Source organism: Methanobrevibacter millerae (assembly GCF_900103415.1).
GTDB classification, from domain to species: domain Archaea; phylum Methanobacteriota; class Methanobacteria; order Methanobacteriales; family Methanobacteriaceae; genus Methanocatella; species Methanocatella millerae.
In genome coordinates this window covers 26754-45179 of sequence record NZ_FMXB01000020.1, presented here as the reverse complement: position 1 = coordinate 45179, position 18426 = coordinate 26754, and the positions used below count along the sequence as shown (strand labels likewise).

Sequence of the window (18426 nt, the reverse complement as noted above, 5' to 3'; positions counted from 1 at the left end):
AACATGCAAAATAAAATAAATTTTAAAATTAATAATTTTGGACCAATTAATGAGGCTAATATTGATATTAACCAAATCAATATTCTTGGAGGAATAAATGGAAGTGGTAAATCATTTTCCAGCAAATTATTATTTTGTTTTTTAACTTCCATATCTAATCAAGGAAAAATAATCGAAAATCAAGGAATATTCTCATCTTATGATTCCTTCATTAATAGATGGATAAATAATTTTTCAAGATCAAATCAGGATTCTATAGAATACGATTTTGGTGAATTATCCGAAGAAATTAATTCATTAATGTTAAATTGGAAAGAAAATAATATCAGTTACGAATATTTAGAAGATTTCTTCTTAAAATTTAAAAATATCATTGATAAATATGAACTGCTTAAAAATGAATCATGTAAAAATGATTTAGATTTAATTAAAGAAACTATTGATATTAATAAAAATGAATATGGATACATAACAAGAGTAATAAATTATTTATTATTTGTTGAATTCGGACAATCCCAAATGAAATTCTTTAAAAATGCTTTAATTGAATTTGGAGATGAATTTGATAATTTATTCAATTATAAATTAGATTTTAAGGATAATTCATTAAATATCTCATTTAACAATCAAATGAGCCTAAATAAATTTGATTTCAAAAATATTATTTATATTGATTCCCCATCATTATTAAATTTCTATATAAAGAATGATAATGGGCTTAAAATTAATGGAAATACTGGACAATTTCATTATTATAATTTATTACGAGGATTAATATCAAAAAGAGATAATAACTCCATAGCATTAGAAGAATTATATTACCAAAATAGTAAAAATTTAGAATCAAAATTTATAAACTTAATTGGTGGATGTTTTGAATTTGATGAAGAATCATCAAAGTTCATTTTTAAAACAAACGAAAACGAATATGATATTAAGAATATTGCATCAGGATATAAACAATTAGGCATATTGCAATTATTATTAACAAATAAATGCATATCACCTGGAGATTGGATAATTTTTGATGAACCGGAAATTAACTTACATCCAGGCATACAAATTCAATTAGCAGAACTTTTAGTAAAAATGGCTGTTGAATTGGATATTAGTATATACATAAATTCACATAGCCCATATATTATAGAAGCTTTTGAAGTTTATTGTAAAAAATATAACATTAATGATAAAACTAGCTTCTTTTTATGTGAATCAATTGATGAAACACATCAAAAATTTAATATTAATGAAATTAAATGTGAAAATTTAGAAATTTTATACGATAACCTTGCTGAGCCATACCATATTATTAATAAAGTTAGATTTGATAATGATTGGAATGAAGAATTTGAATAAAGGAGGGATTTTCTTTGTATTCAAATGAATTCAATTTTCTTAGATTTTTAAATAATCTAGTTCATTTAGATAACGATAAATATTCACAAACAATAAGTAAAGTTTCAATAGATAAAGAAAATAAAAAAAGTTTAGTTAAGTCAAACACTAAAATTTTAAACTTCGAAAAGATTATTGAAGAAGCATTTCAAAATCAAAGTTCACCAGCAACAGTCGATGGATTATACTTTAATTTTAATAAAAATAATAAATTAACATTATTTTTCATCGAATTTAAAGGAGATGATTTAACTCGAAAAAGTTGGAAATCCTTTTTCAAAGATAATATTTTATCACTTCCAGCAAATGCTTGCAAAAATCAAAATGTAAATTGTCCTATTAAAAATTTAGAATATAATCAATTAAAAACACTATATGAGCATTATAATGATGAAATAATACATCAGTTACATATAAAACCAATTGAATCAATTTTAATTGGATTACCTCAACTATTTGAAAATTATGCTAATGAGAAATTCGAAAAAATTGATATAATTTCTAATTACATTAAATGTAAAATACACATTATTTCTTCAGATTCTAGTAAAAATAAATCAAATAGTCATTTAACAAGTAAAAAAGAAGTAAAAGATAAATATTCTCTATATGTAAATAGAAAATTCTTTGAATATCAAACTTTTAATGTTGAAGATTATAAGGAAAATTTCATTCCAAAAATCGATTTATTCCCAATAAGCTTTATAGATATCATTATCTCCATTGTAGATCAAATAAATGAAAATAATTTATCTATGGATGATACTTCAAACATATTAAACAATTATCTTTCTAAAAATAAAATAAAAATCAAGGAACAACAAAAAGTAAAGCTAATAAAAACAATTAAATATTACATACAAAATTCATAAAAACCTAATATATCATTTTTTCATATTTTTATGTTTTTATTACCTTTTTTGTTTTATTTTATATATTAAGTATTAAATACTATTAATAACAAAGTTGAAAGCAACTCAGAATTAGAAAAAGATGAGAAATACGTTTTCTCCATCTTACCATTAACCAATCATGGCTATGAAGATGAAGACCAATTAATTAAAGAGTTATGCCAATTAACTCCTCGATTAAATATCTCTGAAAATGATAGGAGTAGAATCTGGTTATGTCAACTGATTTTAGTCGATTTGATTGTTGATGATGAAGATTTGGCTGAAGAATTAATGGAGACGATAACTATGTCATATTCAAGACTCGAAAGACGCGAAAAACGATTCAAAGATGCTGTTAAAAAAGCAGAACAAGAAAGAGACCAAGCAATAGAAAAAGCAGAACTAGAAAAAAAGGAAATAAATGATATTTTAGAAGAAGCCAAAAGTAATCGGGATGATGAAGGGCGTGTTACATTAAACAAAGCCACGTTTGATAAGCTGTTATCAATTACCACTAAACTTTAATATTTGATGGAAAAATTATCTTTCCCCATTATTTTTTGCTTTAATTCACAAAAAACAGAAAAAATAGTGGTTTTTTCTATTATTGCTGTTCACAACCCACAAATGTTTATTAAATAATATTATTTTTTTCTTCTAATTGATTTGATAGATTAACGGAGACGATAACCATGCCATATTCAAGACTAGAAAGACTCGAAAAACGATTAATTAAAAAAGCTGCTGAAAAAGCAGAACAAGAAAGAAATCAAGCAAAAAAAAGAAATGGATGAAATGAAAGATGTTTTAGATGTAGTTTCTAAAAATATTGATGAAAATGGGCATGCTACATTTAATGAAAAAACGATTAAAATGATTACGACAATTACTGCTAAATTTAATATGAACTAAAAAATTATCATTTCCCATTAATAATCTCTTCTATCTCACGGTTTGCATATGGAAAATCATTAACGTCAGTCAATATATGAATCTGGTCGCCGTAATTAATCTTGAAGTCCTCGCGGGCAATGACATAGCTTCCGTTTCTTATGACGGAAACGACGATTGAATTTTTCGGAAATGGAATATTCTGGATTTCAACGCCAATGTATTTGCAGTCCAGAGGAACCATATACTCTGAGAGGACATGTCTGGAAGGTTCGGGAGTGAACTTTTCCTGGCGTTTATTTAACAATCTCTCAAGCAATGCTTCATAAATCGGCTCGTTTCCAAGAAGCGTCGGAACGATGTATGCTATAAGGCAGACAAGAAGCATTGCAACAAGGGCTTCTGTTGAGCCTGACATTTCCGAAAGGAGAACGATTCCAGTTATAGGTGATCTGACGGTTGCCGTGAAAAATCCTGCCATGGAGATTATGATGAACTTGTAAATTAAAACGCTTTCAAGCCCGCAGATAGGTATGAAAACAGATGCGAAAATGGCTCCGATATATGCTCCCAAAACAAGTATAGGCAAGAATATTCCTCCTGGAGCTCCTGAAGAAAAGGAAAATACTGAAAATAATGCTTTTGCAACAAAATAGATTAAAAGCAACGTTAACGAAGGCATTGCAACTCCGAGCAGATCCATCATGAAATGGCCTCCGCAGCTTACCTGAGGCAAGGTTAACGCAATTACGCCTGAAACAATAAATACAGCCACGAACTTGACTTCAAGGCTTAAGTTAGGTATTTTGGCCCACAGGTCCTCGGCCTTTATCATTGCGACGTTATACAGGTATCCGAGAAGTCCCAGAACAAGACCAAGCAATATCAAAAGCCAGTATGAGGATAAGGGAATGTTGGATATCGGGAATGAGAGAATCGTTGACTGGCCGAAAATCAGGTTTGAAATGAAATCGGACACGATAGCTGATACCAATGCAATGAAAACCAATGTTTTATCAAAGCCGTGATTGATCTCTTCCAAAATGAAAATAACACCTGCCAAAGGAGCGTTGAATGCTGCAGTGATACCGACAGCAGAACCTACCAAAATAAGCCTCAGCTCATCTGTTTTTGATTCTTTAAAAATCTTTGAAACCCCTTTGCCGGCCATTGCGCCAATCTGGACTGACGGGCCTTCAGGACCCAGCGAGAGCCCGCCTAAAGCAGTGAATACTCCGCCGACAATCTTTGCAAACAATGTCTTATACCAGTTAACATCGAGAAATCCCTTGGTTTCCGCATTAACCTGAGGTATTCCGCTTCCCATGGCGTCCCTTTCCCATCGCATAAGCCATGCCGTCAGCAATCCCAAAATGATTAAACCTACAAAAAAGACTATAATATATATGAGATTTCCATTAATTATATCCAAATAGCTTCTTAAAACGTCTTCAGATGCGTATAAAAGATACCTGTACAGTGATACCATCAATCCGGCAAATATACCGACCAGCACTCCCTGTACGGTCAGCTTGAAAATATGCCTCGGATTTTCTACAATAGATTTTAGAGTGTCCTGTACCTGCTTCATAATATTAACTATTTGCTCTCATAAATTAAATAATTTTATCTGAAAGTTAATCAGTAGTATTTCGTTGCAAAGGCTATTACCAGCGTTGCCAAAAAGCCTATTATGAAAATCATTGCATAGGAGTCATAGCTGTCCTTAAACCTGTCGGGAAGTCTTATTCTGTCTGAAACGATAATCGGAAGCAGAGCAAAGAGAGGTAAGAAATATCTCGTGCTTACTCCAAGCGCCCTTTGGCCAACATCGGCCCATGTCAAAAGCTGAACAAAGCACGTTCCCACATATATTATCAGAAGTACCATAAGTGTTCCAAATCTTGCTTTACGGCTGAATCTGGTCTTTTTCGGATAGAATAAAAGCGTTGCAGCCAGAAATATCCAAATCAGGATTGTGATTAGCTTATAGTTGTCCGAATAGTGGTTCGGATTGTTGGCGCCAAAGAAATTAAAGAATCCTTTAAGAATCGCTCCAAGGTTGAACGTGAAAATCTGTTTTAGGAAGTACAGGATGCTTACAGGATGATTTATCAGATATTGCATCTGCAGTGAAGGATTCATGTAGTTGAGCTTTGATCTCCATGAATGCATAAGTGCCGGTGTCGAATACGTACTCCACAAGACTCCAATCGCACTTACGGCAAGTATACCGAGTATCATGTAGGTTAAAGCCTTCTCGTTTTTAAAGTTTGACTTAGGAACAAGCAATATGAGAAAAACGAACGCCAGATACGGCAGCTTGCATAATCCCAAAAGAAGCGAAAGAGCGCAGAATATTGCGATTTCCTTTGTGTCAAGGCTTTCCGTTTCCGCTTTGTAGAGATATATGAAATATGCTATCGTAAGGAGTCCAAGACCAATCACCATCGAATCTATACTTACCGAAGCCGCCTGATAAATCGAAATCGGTATGCAGGCAACCGCAAGAAGAGGAATCTTCAATGCCGGAGTCTTTTTAACCGCAAGGGATATCACTCCCGCATAAAATATTAAATTGAACATTCTCGGAAGCCAGAGCATCCATATGACGTTCATATCAAAGAACTTGGCTAGAAAAACCCCTATCGCCTGAGGCAGGTATCCGTAAAAGGGATTTTGCTCAAATGCAGAGCCGTCAAGAATCATTGTATAGTTAATCTTGTCCGTATCTCCGGGCGTGTCAAAAACCGTATTTTCCCGGTTGTGCAAAAAGAACATGTGGCTTTGAACCGTCTCAAATCCCACGTCCGTATTTAAAGCCTTGCTGTATCTTCCTTCGGTATGATTGTAGAGCCTGTCCAGATTATGTTCTCCGCTTTCCCAATGGGGAACTATAATCCCTCTCGAGGTGATTTCAGCCCGCGTAAGGTGTTCCAGCTCATCGCTTACATCTACAATCGGAACAATTAAAGCGGTAATCAGCCCAAAACATATTATTATGACGAATGCGACCTTGTATAGCTCGTCTTCAGAATCGTGCATGAAATAATAGGTTATGCACAGTATTCCAAGAATCGCAGCGATTATGAATACGCATATTGGAAATTGGGGATGTGCAAAGTTTTTGGATGTTATAGTGGATGCGCAGGTAACCGCAATAAAAATAAGATAGATTATCCAATACTTTTTGCAATCCATTAACGTTTTCGTGAAATCATTTGAAAAATAGCTATCCTGCGACATAACTCCCCCAATAATACTTTATGCCTAATATTATTTAAAATCTTATATTGAATTGCCTGCATTGCAACTACATATTGGGGAGCAAAAATAAATAAAACTCTAAACTTAATCTTTCAGACGCTTTGTAATTCTCCACTCATTTAGCAAGAATTTAAATAATTATCATTTAAATTGTTCATTAAATAAGTATATTCTTGTATTTAGTGCTAAAATCATTAATCATTTTTAGCCGCCGCCACAACCGAATGTGTTATTTTTATTAAGCATTAAATACAAAGTTTATATCATATATAAAGAATTTTTTTATATATATTTATACAGCAAAGTAACTGACGGGAATGGTCAGGCCAAGTTAAACATTATCCTGATGCCTGGCGAATACATTATAACTTCAAGCTATAATGGAACAAACATTGCAAACAAAATTACTGTTCAAAGTTGAGACTAATTTCTCAACCCATTTTCCTTTTTTTTAATTGATTTGATTTCTGAATTACCAACCCCACTTTTTTAAGCAGAATATTTGTAATTAATGGTAGATGTAGTTAACAAAATTTGAAAACGATTAATTTAGAATAAAATATTTAATTTATCGTTTAATTAAAAACAAGGTTTTAGTATTAACCCACATTTTGGTGATGCCTCAAAGCTAATATAATGATATAAAAAAATAAATGGAAAAGTGGAAAAAATGAAATTCCTTCCACGTTAAAAAAAGACAGTCTAGATATAACTTTCATCCTTTTTTCTGAAGTGAGCTTGCGGATGGTCGCATAGAGGACATACTTCAGGAGCTTCCTTTCCGTAATGTATGTATCCGCAGTTGTTACATTTCCATGCAATCTCTTCATCTTTTTTGAACACCTTATCTGCAGCAATCTTGTCGGATAGGGCATTGTACCTTTCTTCGTGAGCCTTTTCGGTAGCTGCAGCAGCGTCAAACAAGGCTGCAATATCTTCAAAGCCTTCTTCACGTGCTTCAGCTGCGAAGTTCTTATACATTTCTGTCCATTCCTCATGTTCTCCTGCAGCAGCATCAGCGAGATTGTCGGTTGTAGGAGGTACTTTTCCACCATTCAACAATTTAAACCAGACTTTTGCATGTTCCTTTTCATTGTCGGAGGATTCCTGGAAAATTTCCTTGATTTCAACATATCCGTCTTTTTTGGCCTGGGATGCGTAAAATTCATATTTTACACGAGCCTGAGATTCACCTGCAAGTGCAGCTTTTAAGTTTTCTTCAGTTTTTGTACCTTTTAAATCTGCCATAATATAACCTCAAAAATTATATAGTTAAATATTTTGATTTAATATCATATTAACTTTTACAAAAAAACCTTTAATCTATTCTTGACCCTTAAGGGATTCTACCATGTCAAGGTTCTTGATTTTGCCTGAAAACAACAGATTTATAATTATTGACAGTGAAAAGGTTATTGCTGCAGTCAACAACAGATTATTAAGAGTTAAAGAAGGCACCATATATAAATTATCACCTGATCCCCGCCAAATTACTTTTAGAATATAGAATCCTAAAGGAACACCCAATAGATATCCTATGAACGTGAAAATCAGGTTTTGTGTTAACAGAAATCTTCTCAAATCCCTGCTTTTGAATCCCAACACCTTAAGAGTTGCAATTTCCCTTTCGATTTCAGTGAATGACAAAAGCCCCAGATTATATAATACGACAACAGCCAGAATGCAGGCAAAAAATGTCAATATGTAAATCAGAAGCCACATGCTCTTGGTTGACTCATCCCAGTTATCAAGGATTTCACTAATGGAAACAGATGTTTTAATGCCATCATATGATTCATTCACATAATCTGACGTTATAATACTGGTAACAGTGTAGTTTAATCCCAAATCCTCCAGTTTTTCCGGAGACATGATTAGGCCCTGGGAGGAAGGGTCCGCATGGATTTTATCGATAGTCGCATTAACCCAATCATTTGATCCCATAATATGCCATTTGACAGTATCTCCAATGCCTACTCCCAATAAATCTGCCATCTTTTGTGAAATTGAAAACTCATCAGATGCAATTTCTATCCTATTCTTATCCTTATCCGTTGGCGTTATCAAATCAGTGTTGTTTAAAACCTGAAGGAGTCCCGATTTCTTAATGTCACCGGATTCCATTTCAACCGGTTCTTCCATTATCTTTTGCCCGTTTACTTTGCCTGCCACCTCATCGATTTGAACATCAGATGCGTTATCATCTATAATCAGTTTTGAGTCATAATGTAGTATCTGACTGTACTCCCAATTTTTTGCATCGTTGACCCCATCATACATTCCAAATGCACCAACTAAAAGTGCACAGCAACCCATAACACCTATAATAGTCATTAATCCTCTTAATTTATTTCTTTTAGCATCTCTGTAATTCCAGCGAAAATTGAATGACAATCGATTCCAGATTCTTGACCTTTCAAGTAATCCGGAAGTTGACGCCTTGGGAGGCTTAGGCTTTATGGTCTGAGAAGGCTTTTCGTTTGAAATGTTTTTGACGGCATAATATGAAACCGCAACCGAAGACAAGACCATCAATGCAACTACCAGTACGAAATTCAAAGTCCAGATAGGTTTCCATGACGGCATCGCATATACTTCAGTCATTGGCTCAAGAAAGATTGAAGGCACTATCATCGGACCTAAAATCAGCCCCAAAATGGATCCAATCAGAACCAGAAAGAATCCATACGATATATAATGTAGGGTAATTGTAATGCTCTTAAATCCAACCGCCTTTAACGTACCTATTTGAGTTCTCTGATGTGCAATTATCCTTGTCATTGTAGTTGCAAGAATAAGCATTGTAATTAGAATGAACACAACAGGGAAAATGTCCGCCATCATTTTGTGCTGAGAGATTTCATGTGAAAAGTGATTATGACTAGGATGTGAAGACCTGTCAAGAAAGGTGCTGTAATAACCGTTCAGACGATAATCCAGCAACTTTTCAAATGTGCTGCTTTTACCGTCAAATTTAACATTCAAAACATTATATGTGATATTGTCTTCGGGAAATGCATTATGTGACAGGTAGGCAAAGCCCATCTTGCTGAAATCCAACCTCGTTGAATAGGATGGAGTATGATAAATGTATTCAGGCGAATAGCCAATACCTCTGATCTGCTTTTCTATATGGTAACCTTCAGCATCAAAACTGATGTTGTCACCGACCTTAAGACCCTTTGCATCTGCAAAATACTTATCCAGCCACACACCATCGCTGTCATTAATATCCACTTCTGATCCTTCAACAGGATAGAATTTGGATATCGTATTGTTTTCAACGAAGTGCAGCTTTATCTCGGGGTCATTGTCAAAGTCCGCCACCGAATCAACTACCAGCTGCCGTTCCATTTGTGTGGTTGCGCCTAAATACCATACCTGATTCAGAAAAAGGTCATTCAGGTAAGGCGAATAAATCCATCCGTCAGCAAAGTTGGTTTCCTCATAAAATTCTGCCGAATTAGCCTCAAGTCCGGCAGATTCGGCACTGATGCCGACAAAAACGAAAACACCTAAAAATGCCATTAAAAAGATGGATATGAATTGGGCCTTATTGTTCCATATGTCTCGCATCATCTTTTTTGCAAGCATATACTCACCATTCCAAATCAGATACTCTTTTCGGATTGTCGTTGATAACAATACTTTCTATCTGGCCGTTTTTAATTCTGATTACCTTGTCTGCGGCTTCCGCCAAAATCGCATTGTGAGTTACGATAATAACTGTGGTATTTTTGTTGTTGCTCATATCCTGAAGCAGATTCAAAATCAGAACACCCGTATTTGAGTCAAGAGCTCCAGTCGGCTCATCACATAAAAGCATGGTAGGCTGCTTGGCCACTGCCCTTGCAATGGATACCCTCTGCTGCTCCCCTCCGGACAGCTGTGCAGGGAACTGATTTGCATGTTCCTTAAGACCGACTGAATCCAGTACGCTCAATCCATCGATGTCAACGTCCACAATATCCTTCATAAGCTCGACATTTTCAAGAGAAGTAAGATTTGGAATCAGATTGTAGAACTGGAAAATGAAACCGACGTTTTTTGCCCTGTAGCTCGTCAACTGATTGTCGTCAAATGATTCTACATGCTCGCCGTTGACGATAATCTGGCCGGACGTTACGGAATCAAGACCCCCTAAAAGGTTTAAAAGTGTTGATTTGCCCGCACCGGAAGGTCCAAGGATTACTACAAATTCCCCTTCATCAATTGAGAAATTCACGTCATCCATCGCTTTTAAAACATGATCCCCTGATTTGTACTCTTTGTTCACATTCTTGAATTCGATAATCGTAGTCATTGATTAACCTCATATATATTTATGATTTTTCAATATATTAATTAGACTGTTATGAAATTTTCAGGGACTGTCAATTTGTTAGGTCTTCTTTTCGTCTTTTTATCCATCCATCTTTTTTGTGCATTAGTGCACTCCATAATCCTTGCATTGTTCTATAACTTCTTTTTTCATATTTTGGCATTGTATTTCCATTGAAATTTTCTAATTTATTATTGGTGCTGTCCAAATGTCTTTTATAGTCATTTTCCATGAATCTTAAGAATTTTCTGTATTCTGTGAAAAAATTTTTTTTCAAATAATTTGCTAAATGTTTTGGATAATCGTTTATTTCTTTTTTTAATTTGTTTACATAATCTATTGCTTCATTGAATGTTGGTTTTTTGAATAATTCCATGAATTCTTTTATATATTCCCAAATTTCTGATTTTACTTCTTCTTTTTTCTATTTTATGATTTCATTGATTTCATCTTTTGAGTATTTTTGATGTGTATTTTTTAATTCTAAACGATAATCTGCCATGTCTTCATTTATTTTCTTTTCCATGTTGGATTTTATGTTTTTTTTTCTAAGTGAAATGTGCAGTGTTGATGAACAAATCCTAATTTGTTCATAATTTGGTCATATTCTGGTTTTAAATCAGTTACTATGGCAATACGGTCTTTAAACGGAATACTCATATCAATAAAATCTTTAATGAGATTATGCTTTAGTTTTTTGGTCAACATAGATGCCACAGGAACGTTATTGACTAAATCAAATAGGACAAGATAGTAAACCCATTTTCCGTTAACTTTCTCCCACTGTTCGTCATATGCGTAATATCCTGACAGTTTTATTTCATCATTGAAATAATAAAATTTACCTTCAACTAATAAAGTTTTTCTTATCGTTTCATGAGATATATTAATACCCAACCAGTCTTTAATTAATCTTTTAATAGTTCTTAATGAAATCCAACTATTTTCACGAGCATTAACAATCTTATTTTTAATAATATTTGAAAAATTGGAGTATTTAGCATAAAATCCTAAAAACTCTGTTTGAGATTTTTTTCCACATTTACGACATAAATATCGTTTTATTTTGACTTTAATTGGTATTCCCTTTTCTAAATATAATGTTCTCCAATTATAATCTTTTTTAATAATGTGTTTAGATCCACATTTACAACAATGACGTTCACGATATTCTATAACCCCATCTGAGTTAACAAAGAACGTATCATCAAGAATGCTCTTAATTGGAAGAATAATTTGAAAAGAATTATCTAAAATCTCGCGTCTATTATCATGCCTAATCGGATCAACAAAATCACCGACAAATATATATTGACCATTTTCCAATATAACAAATGGAAGACAATTATTTTCGCTGTACATATATAATAATTTGTCTTCCAACCTATATATAGTTTATTACACTTAAAATTTAAAATTAAAAACAAAAAAATAATTATAAGTTAATTAAGTAATATATAGTTATTAAAATACAAATTAGAAACATATTAACAAAAATAAAAAATCAAAAATGTGCAAAAAATTAAAATCAAAGAATCAAAAACAACCATCATATTTAAATCTTTAGTTGAAAAAAGAAAAAATAGACTAAAAAAATAATAAAATGGGAAATACACATAAATCAATCACTTAAGACCTAACAAATTGACAGTCCCTAATTTAAAAACGAAATTTTAATACTTTTGAATTTATTAAAGGATAATATCATTTTTATATATGTTTTGGTATTTTCAAAAAAAAAAGTGTGCAAACCTTAAATAAAATGAAATATTTGAAAAAATATTAATACAATCATCAATATAGATAGTTTCAGTGAACATTTTTTAAAGATTGATTAATATGGCAAAAGACAAACTCAAATCAACAAACAAGAAGCAGATGATGAACGCCATTTATCTCATATTAATCATTTCAAACATCATTCTTTTTATAGGATTAATCGGTTATTATTCAAAAACCGGAATAAACGTCCAATTGCAGACTTATGAGTATTTTTCAAGCGTTGTACCTACCGTTATAATCATAGGATTCATTACGGCAAAATTATCCGGATTAAGGGAAAAAGGCGGATTGCTATATGAATTAGGCGCATTAATCATGATAACCATAATAAGCATCATGACTTCCTATTTCGGCGAAAAGGCAAATACCGCAGAACTTTTCGGCCCATATCTGGAAATGTTCAGAATCTTGTCAATAACCCTGATTTTCATTCTTTTGGCGACCATGCTAAAGCCCTTCAAGGAGATTATACGCGGCAAATTCACCAAAAGGAATATTTTCGTATGTTTCATCATATTTGCCTTACTGGCTCTTTACGCCACATACTTCACCATAGACGTTGACGGCGCTCCGGCAAATGTCAGATGCATGGTGGTTATGATCAGCGGCCTGTTTGGAGGTCCTTTTGTTGGAATACCAGTAGGAATCATATCCGCAGCATACAGATTCTCCATGGGCGGAGTCACTGCACTTCCATGCGCCGTTTCAACGGTGATAAGCGGAATTGTAGGAAGCCTGTTTTTCATTTTAAACGATAAAAAATTCCCAAGGCCTCTTGAAGCCATTATAATAATGTTTCTCTTTACCGGCTTTGAAATGCTTATGGTTGTTGTAATGACACCGTCAGACATTTCATTCCCTTTCATTCATAACCTTTATCCGGAAATGCTTTTCGCATCAGTTGTCGGAATAATACTGTTCTCTTTAGCCATCAAAACCAGGAAAGAAGATATGGAGTCTTCAAATGGTGAAAAAGAAAGTATTATCGAGGAACTAAAAGACAATCTGGATTCAAGCGATGAAATCAAAGCCCTTAAAGATGAAATCAGAACGCTTAAAAAGGATATTGAAAATCTTAAAAAGGAATAATCAATACTTTACTATTTTTATCTTTCACGGTATGCATGCATACATCACCATGCTAAAGAATAAATTAATGAACACGTTAAATGCAAGAAAACCCGTTTAAAAAATACACTTATTATGTGAAGTATTAATTTAATGAAAAGAAAAACTCATTTAAAAAAAAAGAAATTGTTTAGTTTGAGCTTCTCCAGGTGTTTCCGCACTTGGCGCATCTTATGAAATTGGTCGGGGCCTCATCGGCGGAGCGCGTCTGCACCGTCCACCAGTATCCCTTTGTCCCTCCGCATCTGTAGCAGGTTATCCTTGTCGTCGGAAGGGCAACGTTATTATTGTCGGTTACGATGACTTCCAAATCCTTATTCTTTTCGCCTTCGAACCTGTACTGCTCATCCAAATCGTTTTCACTAAGGGATTTTTCATAGCCGCATGCACATTTGATTACGCCATTCTCGGGCATCAGCATCGAACCGCAGTTAGGACAGAATTCCATATCACAAACACCATTAAAAATTCGTAAGTATTAATTTAGAAAAAATGATTTATAAAATAATCGGTTTTGAAAAAATAAAATGAAAATGGAAAAATCTGAAATTAATTGAAAAGATCAGCTTCTTCCAGTTTGTCCTCGAAATATTTAGTGTGCTTATCAAAGCTTCTCTTTAAAACAAACGCAATTATCGGGATAACCAGACCCAAGGCCAGCAAGACTAAAAATGACGGAATGTAATTGGCCCATATCAGTCCGAGCTGTGATTCACGTATAAGGTTGATTGCATGGGTCATCGGCAGGTAAGGATATATAATTCCGAAAATCTCGTTCATGATTTCAACAGGATAAATACCTCCGGTACCGGATATCTGGAACACGAGAAGAATAATGACTATTCCCTTTCCGACGTCTCCGAAAACGGAAATCAGCGAATATATCAACATCATGAATGCCAATGCTACGAAATAACAGGAAAAGATAAACATCAATGGATTTGATATGTCAATTCCCAAAATAAAGCATCCTATTAACGTAACGGTTGTCTGCAGAATGGCCAATGTATTGAATAAAACCAGCTTGCCCAGATATACTTCATGAGGCCTGTATCTGGTACCTACGCTTGAACCAGTCTTAAGCATTACGCAGGTAATCAGCGCACCGACCCACATACATAGCGCCAGATAAAACGGAGACACCTGTGAACCGTAATTGCTTGTTGAGAACTCCTCATGCCTGTCCAATTTGACCGGAGCGTAGAAATAATCTCCGACTTGAGATTCGTTCAAACCGGTTACTGCATCCAATCCGCTTGCAGCACCGGACAATGAGCTTGATGCCGTAAATAATGCAGTAGCAGCTGAATTGGCCAATAACTGAGCTCCGGCAGCAAGGCTTACTGAACCCTGACTCAATTGATCGACACCGCCTGAAAGCTGACTTGCACCGCCTGATAATGACATTGCACCACTTGAAACGGCACCGGCTCCATCTGCAACCTGGTGAGCGCCGTCATTAAGCTGATTGACTTTTTGGGAGACATTCTGGGATTTTTCATTGATTTTGTCCATTTCATCCTTTACAGCTTGGGAAGATGAACCGTCCTTAATGTATTCAGTAACCTGTGAAATCTCACCCGTGACCTGATTGACCGTTGAAGCGGCCTGACCGGTTCCTCCTGCGACCTGACCTGCACCGTCTGCAACCTGACTGGCGCCTGTAGCCAAATCATTGGCGCCGCTTGACAACTGATTCGCTCCGCTTGACAGCTGATTCGCTCCGCTTACAAGCTGGCTTGCACCGCTTCCGACCTGACCAGCACCATTGGACAATAGAACTCCTCCTGAAGCCAGCTGACTTGCTCCTGAAGCCAGACCTGACTGAAGTTCGCCCAGTTTATTATATGCAGCCAGATTAATGAAAGTAACGATTTCGGCATTGATGTTATTGTATACCTCCTTTGCAGCGGCATCGGTCAGCTTGGCTGCAACGGGATTGGTTTTTTCATTAACCCTATATTCCAATACGGCCGAATGAGGATCATCGGTTGTAATCGAGACTATCGATTCACTGAAATTGGCGGGAACGATAATGCCCGCATAATAGGTTCCGTTATGGATCCCTTCCCGCAGTTCATCGGAAGTTACAAAAACCCACTCGAACTTGGTATTATTCTTGAGCATCTCCACCAGATCGTAACCTGCATGAATATCAACACCCTGATATGAGGCGCCCAAATCGTCATTTGCAATGGCAAACTGAACGTGATTGGTGTTTTCATATGGATCCCAGCAGGCATAAATATTTATCAGCCCGTAGAGAGAAGGCAATATTATGATTGCTATTAAAACCAGTATAACAATCGGATTTGAAACTGCGGATTTGGCATCCTTTCTTATTATTTCAAAAATGTTGTTTCTCGTATCCTTTCTAAACTTCAATAAGTCCTGAAATCCCATTTAAATCACACATAATTATAATATTCCGACTCCTTCAAGCATTGCCTCAATACCTAAAAGAATAATGGCAATTCCACCGATTATTTCAATGTAATCTGCATATTTTATAGCTATTTTAGTGGCGTAAGTTCCCAGTAACAGCCAAATGATAACTGCAATCAGACTTAATACACACAGTATAATCGGATTTACATGTGCTACAGCACCCTGGGAAGCCAGAATAAGGTTTTCGATGTTTCCAAAAATAAGCAAACCTGAAAAAGGAGCATAATCTTTCCAATTTACCATCTTAAGCATCTCCTTTTGATCTTAAATTTTTAACGGCTCCCACAACGGCCTGAATACCCAAAATGAATATTGCAAGACCACCAATAAAGTTGATGATATTGGAGTACTGCATTGCAGCGTCGGTCGCTACAGTTCCCAAAATAAACCAGAGGATTACAATAATTATACTTAACAAACCTAAAACTTTTGGATTCACACCTTCGACAACACCCTGTGAAGCAAGAATCAGGTTTTCAATATTTCCAAAAATAATTAACCACATAAATGGCAAATATTGTTCCAACATAATAAATTCACCATATTAATTTATATTGAAAGCCATATATATACTATTAACAAACGAAACTCGTAGGTGGTTATTATTAAAGTAAAAGTGCTAATTTTATTTATTGTGCTGTTGTTTTCAATCACTGCAGTCGGTGCAAGTGATTTGAACGATACGGCACTGATTGGTGATGATTCCAATATCGGGGCTTCCCAATCAGTATTTGAAACTCATGATGATTTGGAAAAGTATTATGGAGGTTCCGAACGCTTTGAAGTGAAACTTTATGACAACGTGACTTATGACAGCGTTGTCTTCAACATTAACAACATCGACTACACAAGAGCAGTTGTGAACTCAACCGCTTCAATAGCAGTTAACCTGGATTCCGGAGTCTATGACATTACCACAACATGTCCTGAAGCCGGTGAATCCGTGAAAAACAAGATTACCGTTAATCCAACAATAATAGCTGATGATTTGACCAAATACTTCAGAAATGCCAGTCAGTTTGAAGCTAAAATTTTAGACAGCCAGGGAAAAGCTGTCGGCGCAAATGAGAACGTCGTATTCAATATCAACGGAGTATTCTACACAAGACAGACCGATGCAAACGGTGTCGCTCACTTAAACATTAACCTCGATCAGGGAAAATACACAATAACGACAACAAACCCGGTAACCGGTGAAAAGAAGTCCAACAGCGTCGAGGTCTTATCACTTATTGAAAGTCATGACTTGACCAAGTATTACAAAAACGATTCACAGTTCGTCGTTAAAATCCATGGCGCCAAAAGCGGAGAGGTTCAATTCAACATCAACGGAGTATTCTACACCCGTCCGATTAATTCAAACGGCGAGGCCACTTTAAACATCAACCTTGCCCCTTACGATTATGTCATAACGACCGAATACAACGGATGCAGACAATCCAACATCGTTTCAGTATTGAGAACCCTTAAAACCAATGACCTTAAGCTCTTCTATAAGGACGGTTCACAGTTTTTGGCTGAAGTGCTTGACGGTCAGGGAAAAAGGCTTAAGGGAGCTGAAGTGGAATTCAACATAAACGGCATAATCTACCACAAGACTACTGATGCTCTGGGAATAGCCAGACTTAACATCAACCTGCCTGTGGGATTATACATCATTACTTCAACATACAACGGATACTCCGCAGCAAACAGCGTTATCGTAAGTGAATTTATTGGCGGCATTTTTGACAGCATTGGAAACTATTCCGCAGCAGACATCAAGCGCATGGCATATGAAATGCTTAACGACGTCAATTTAAGCGTATGCATGCCTTCATATATAGGAAACTTCAAATGGAGCATTCCGTTAACTGACCTGAACAACAACACATTATCTCCTATGATAATAGACACACTTGAACAGACCATTAAGAACACTCTTGAAAACGCCATGGGAAGTTCAATTCCCAGCGGACTCACCGATGCCATTGAAAGCAGCATCAGAAGCACAATATCCGATGCAATACCTTCAAGCATTCCAAGCGCTTTAAGAGCTACAATTGAAAATGCAATATATAACTCTTTAGAAAACACCTTAAAAACTGCAATAGCTGATGCAGTACAAAATGGCATAGCTAATGCATTGTCTGACACCATATCTAATGCTATTCGCAGTTCAATCGAAAGCGCCGTTGCCGACGCCATTAAAAACTCAATGGCAAATTTCCTATCATAAGGGTTTTACATTAACCCTTCTTTTTTTAATTTTTTATCTAAGAACATCTACATACTGCAAAGGAAATCCTTGAAAAAAATATC

General features: G+C 35.2%; 17 protein-coding genes. 6 read left to right on the top strand and 11 right to left on the bottom strand.

What is annotated here, in order from left to right:
• Positions 1–3: 3 nt before the first annotated feature.
• The 4 genes from F3G70_RS10110 (at position 4) to F3G70_RS12465 (ending at position 3200) form a co-directional block, all read left to right on the top strand.
• Positions 4–1356, top strand: a complete 1353-nt coding sequence (locus tag F3G70_RS10110; protein WP_149732585.1) for an AAA family ATPase — start codon at positions 4–6, stop codon at positions 1354–1356.
• A 14-nt stretch (positions 1357–1370) separates the two neighbouring features.
• Positions 1371–2267, top strand: a complete 897-nt coding sequence (locus F3G70_RS10105; RefSeq protein WP_149732584.1) for a hypothetical protein — start codon at positions 1371–1373, stop codon at positions 2265–2267.
• Between the two features lie 297 nt (positions 2268–2564).
• Entirely contained in the window at positions 2565–2813 is a 249-nt protein-coding gene (locus F3G70_RS10100) for a hypothetical protein (protein WP_188118158.1), read from the top strand.
• Between the two features lie 261 nt (positions 2814–3074).
• Positions 3075–3200, top strand: a complete 126-nt coding sequence (locus F3G70_RS12465) for a hypothetical protein (protein ID WP_262492229.1) — start codon at positions 3075–3077, stop codon at positions 3198–3200.
• Between the two features lie 7 nt (positions 3201–3207).
• On the opposite strand, the gene F3G70_RS10095 is transcribed toward F3G70_RS12465, so the two are convergent.
• From F3G70_RS10095 to F3G70_RS10060, 7 genes are all read right to left on the bottom strand, one after another.
• Entirely contained in the window at positions 3208–4770 is a 1563-nt protein-coding gene (locus F3G70_RS10095; protein ID WP_149732582.1) for a ClC family H(+)/Cl(-) exchange transporter, read from the bottom strand.
• A gap of 50 nt (positions 4771–4820) precedes the next feature.
• The gene (locus tag F3G70_RS10090; protein WP_149732581.1) at positions 4821–6425 is read right to left on the bottom strand and encodes a DUF2142 domain-containing protein; all 1605 of its coding nucleotides are present in this window, start codon (positions 6423–6425) and stop codon (positions 4821–4823) included.
• 723 nt (positions 6426–7148) lie between these two features.
• Positions 7149–7694, bottom strand: a complete 546-nt coding sequence (rbr, locus tag F3G70_RS10080; protein WP_149732579.1) for a rubrerythrin — start codon at positions 7692–7694, stop codon at positions 7149–7151.
• Between the two features lie 75 nt (positions 7695–7769).
• Positions 7770–10040 carry an ABC transporter permease gene (locus F3G70_RS10075; RefSeq protein ID WP_149732578.1) on the bottom strand — a complete coding sequence of 757 codons (2271 nt, stop codon included), beginning with the start codon at positions 10038–10040 and terminating at the stop codon, positions 7770–7772.
• A 4-nt stretch (positions 10041–10044) separates the two neighbouring features.
• On the bottom strand, positions 10045–10749 hold the full coding sequence (locus tag F3G70_RS10070; protein ID WP_149732577.1) for an ABC transporter ATP-binding protein: 705 nt from the start codon (positions 10747–10749) through the stop codon (positions 10045–10047).
• 70 nt (positions 10750–10819) lie between these two features.
• A complete protein-coding gene (locus tag F3G70_RS10065) occupies positions 10820–11143 on the bottom strand; it encodes a hypothetical protein (protein WP_149732576.1) in 324 nt (107 codons plus the stop codon).
• Positions 11144–11301: 158 nt separating this feature from the next.
• On the bottom strand, positions 11302–12129 hold the full coding sequence (locus F3G70_RS10060; protein ID WP_149732575.1) for a hypothetical protein: 828 nt from the start codon (positions 12127–12129) through the stop codon (positions 11302–11304).
• A gap of 477 nt (positions 12130–12606) precedes the next feature.
• Between F3G70_RS10060 and F3G70_RS10055 the strand changes: the two genes are divergently transcribed.
• Positions 12607–13638 carry a LytS/YhcK type 5TM receptor domain-containing protein gene (locus F3G70_RS10055; protein WP_149732574.1) on the top strand — a complete coding sequence of 344 codons (1032 nt, stop codon included), beginning with the start codon at positions 12607–12609 and terminating at the stop codon, positions 13636–13638.
• A gap of 169 nt (positions 13639–13807) precedes the next feature.
• Here F3G70_RS10055 and F3G70_RS10050 read toward each other — a convergent pair whose 3' ends face one another.
• The 4 genes from F3G70_RS10050 to F3G70_RS10035 form a co-directional block, all read right to left on the bottom strand.
• On the bottom strand, positions 13808–14125 hold the full coding sequence (locus tag F3G70_RS10050; protein WP_149732573.1) for a transcription factor S: 318 nt from the start codon (positions 14123–14125) through the stop codon (positions 13808–13810).
• A 101-nt stretch (positions 14126–14226) separates the two neighbouring features.
• Complete coding sequence (locus F3G70_RS10045) at positions 14227–16080, bottom strand: YhgE/Pip domain-containing protein (RefSeq protein WP_149732572.1); 1854 nt, start codon at positions 16078–16080, stop codon at positions 14227–14229.
• A 15-nt stretch (positions 16081–16095) separates the two neighbouring features.
• The gene (locus tag F3G70_RS10040; protein WP_149732571.1) at positions 16096–16368 is read right to left on the bottom strand and encodes a hypothetical protein; all 273 of its coding nucleotides are present in this window, start codon (positions 16366–16368) and stop codon (positions 16096–16098) included.
• A 1-nt stretch (position 16369) separates the two neighbouring features.
• The gene (locus tag F3G70_RS10035) at positions 16370–16654 is read right to left on the bottom strand and encodes a hypothetical protein (RefSeq protein ID WP_149732570.1); all 285 of its coding nucleotides are present in this window, start codon (positions 16652–16654) and stop codon (positions 16370–16372) included.
• Between the two features lie 105 nt (positions 16655–16759).
• On the opposite strand from F3G70_RS10035, the gene F3G70_RS10030 reads away from it, so the two are divergent.
• Positions 16760–18343, top strand: a complete 1584-nt coding sequence (locus tag F3G70_RS10030; protein WP_223166072.1) for a hypothetical protein — start codon at positions 16760–16762, stop codon at positions 18341–18343.
• Positions 18344–18426: the final 83 nt, after the last annotated feature.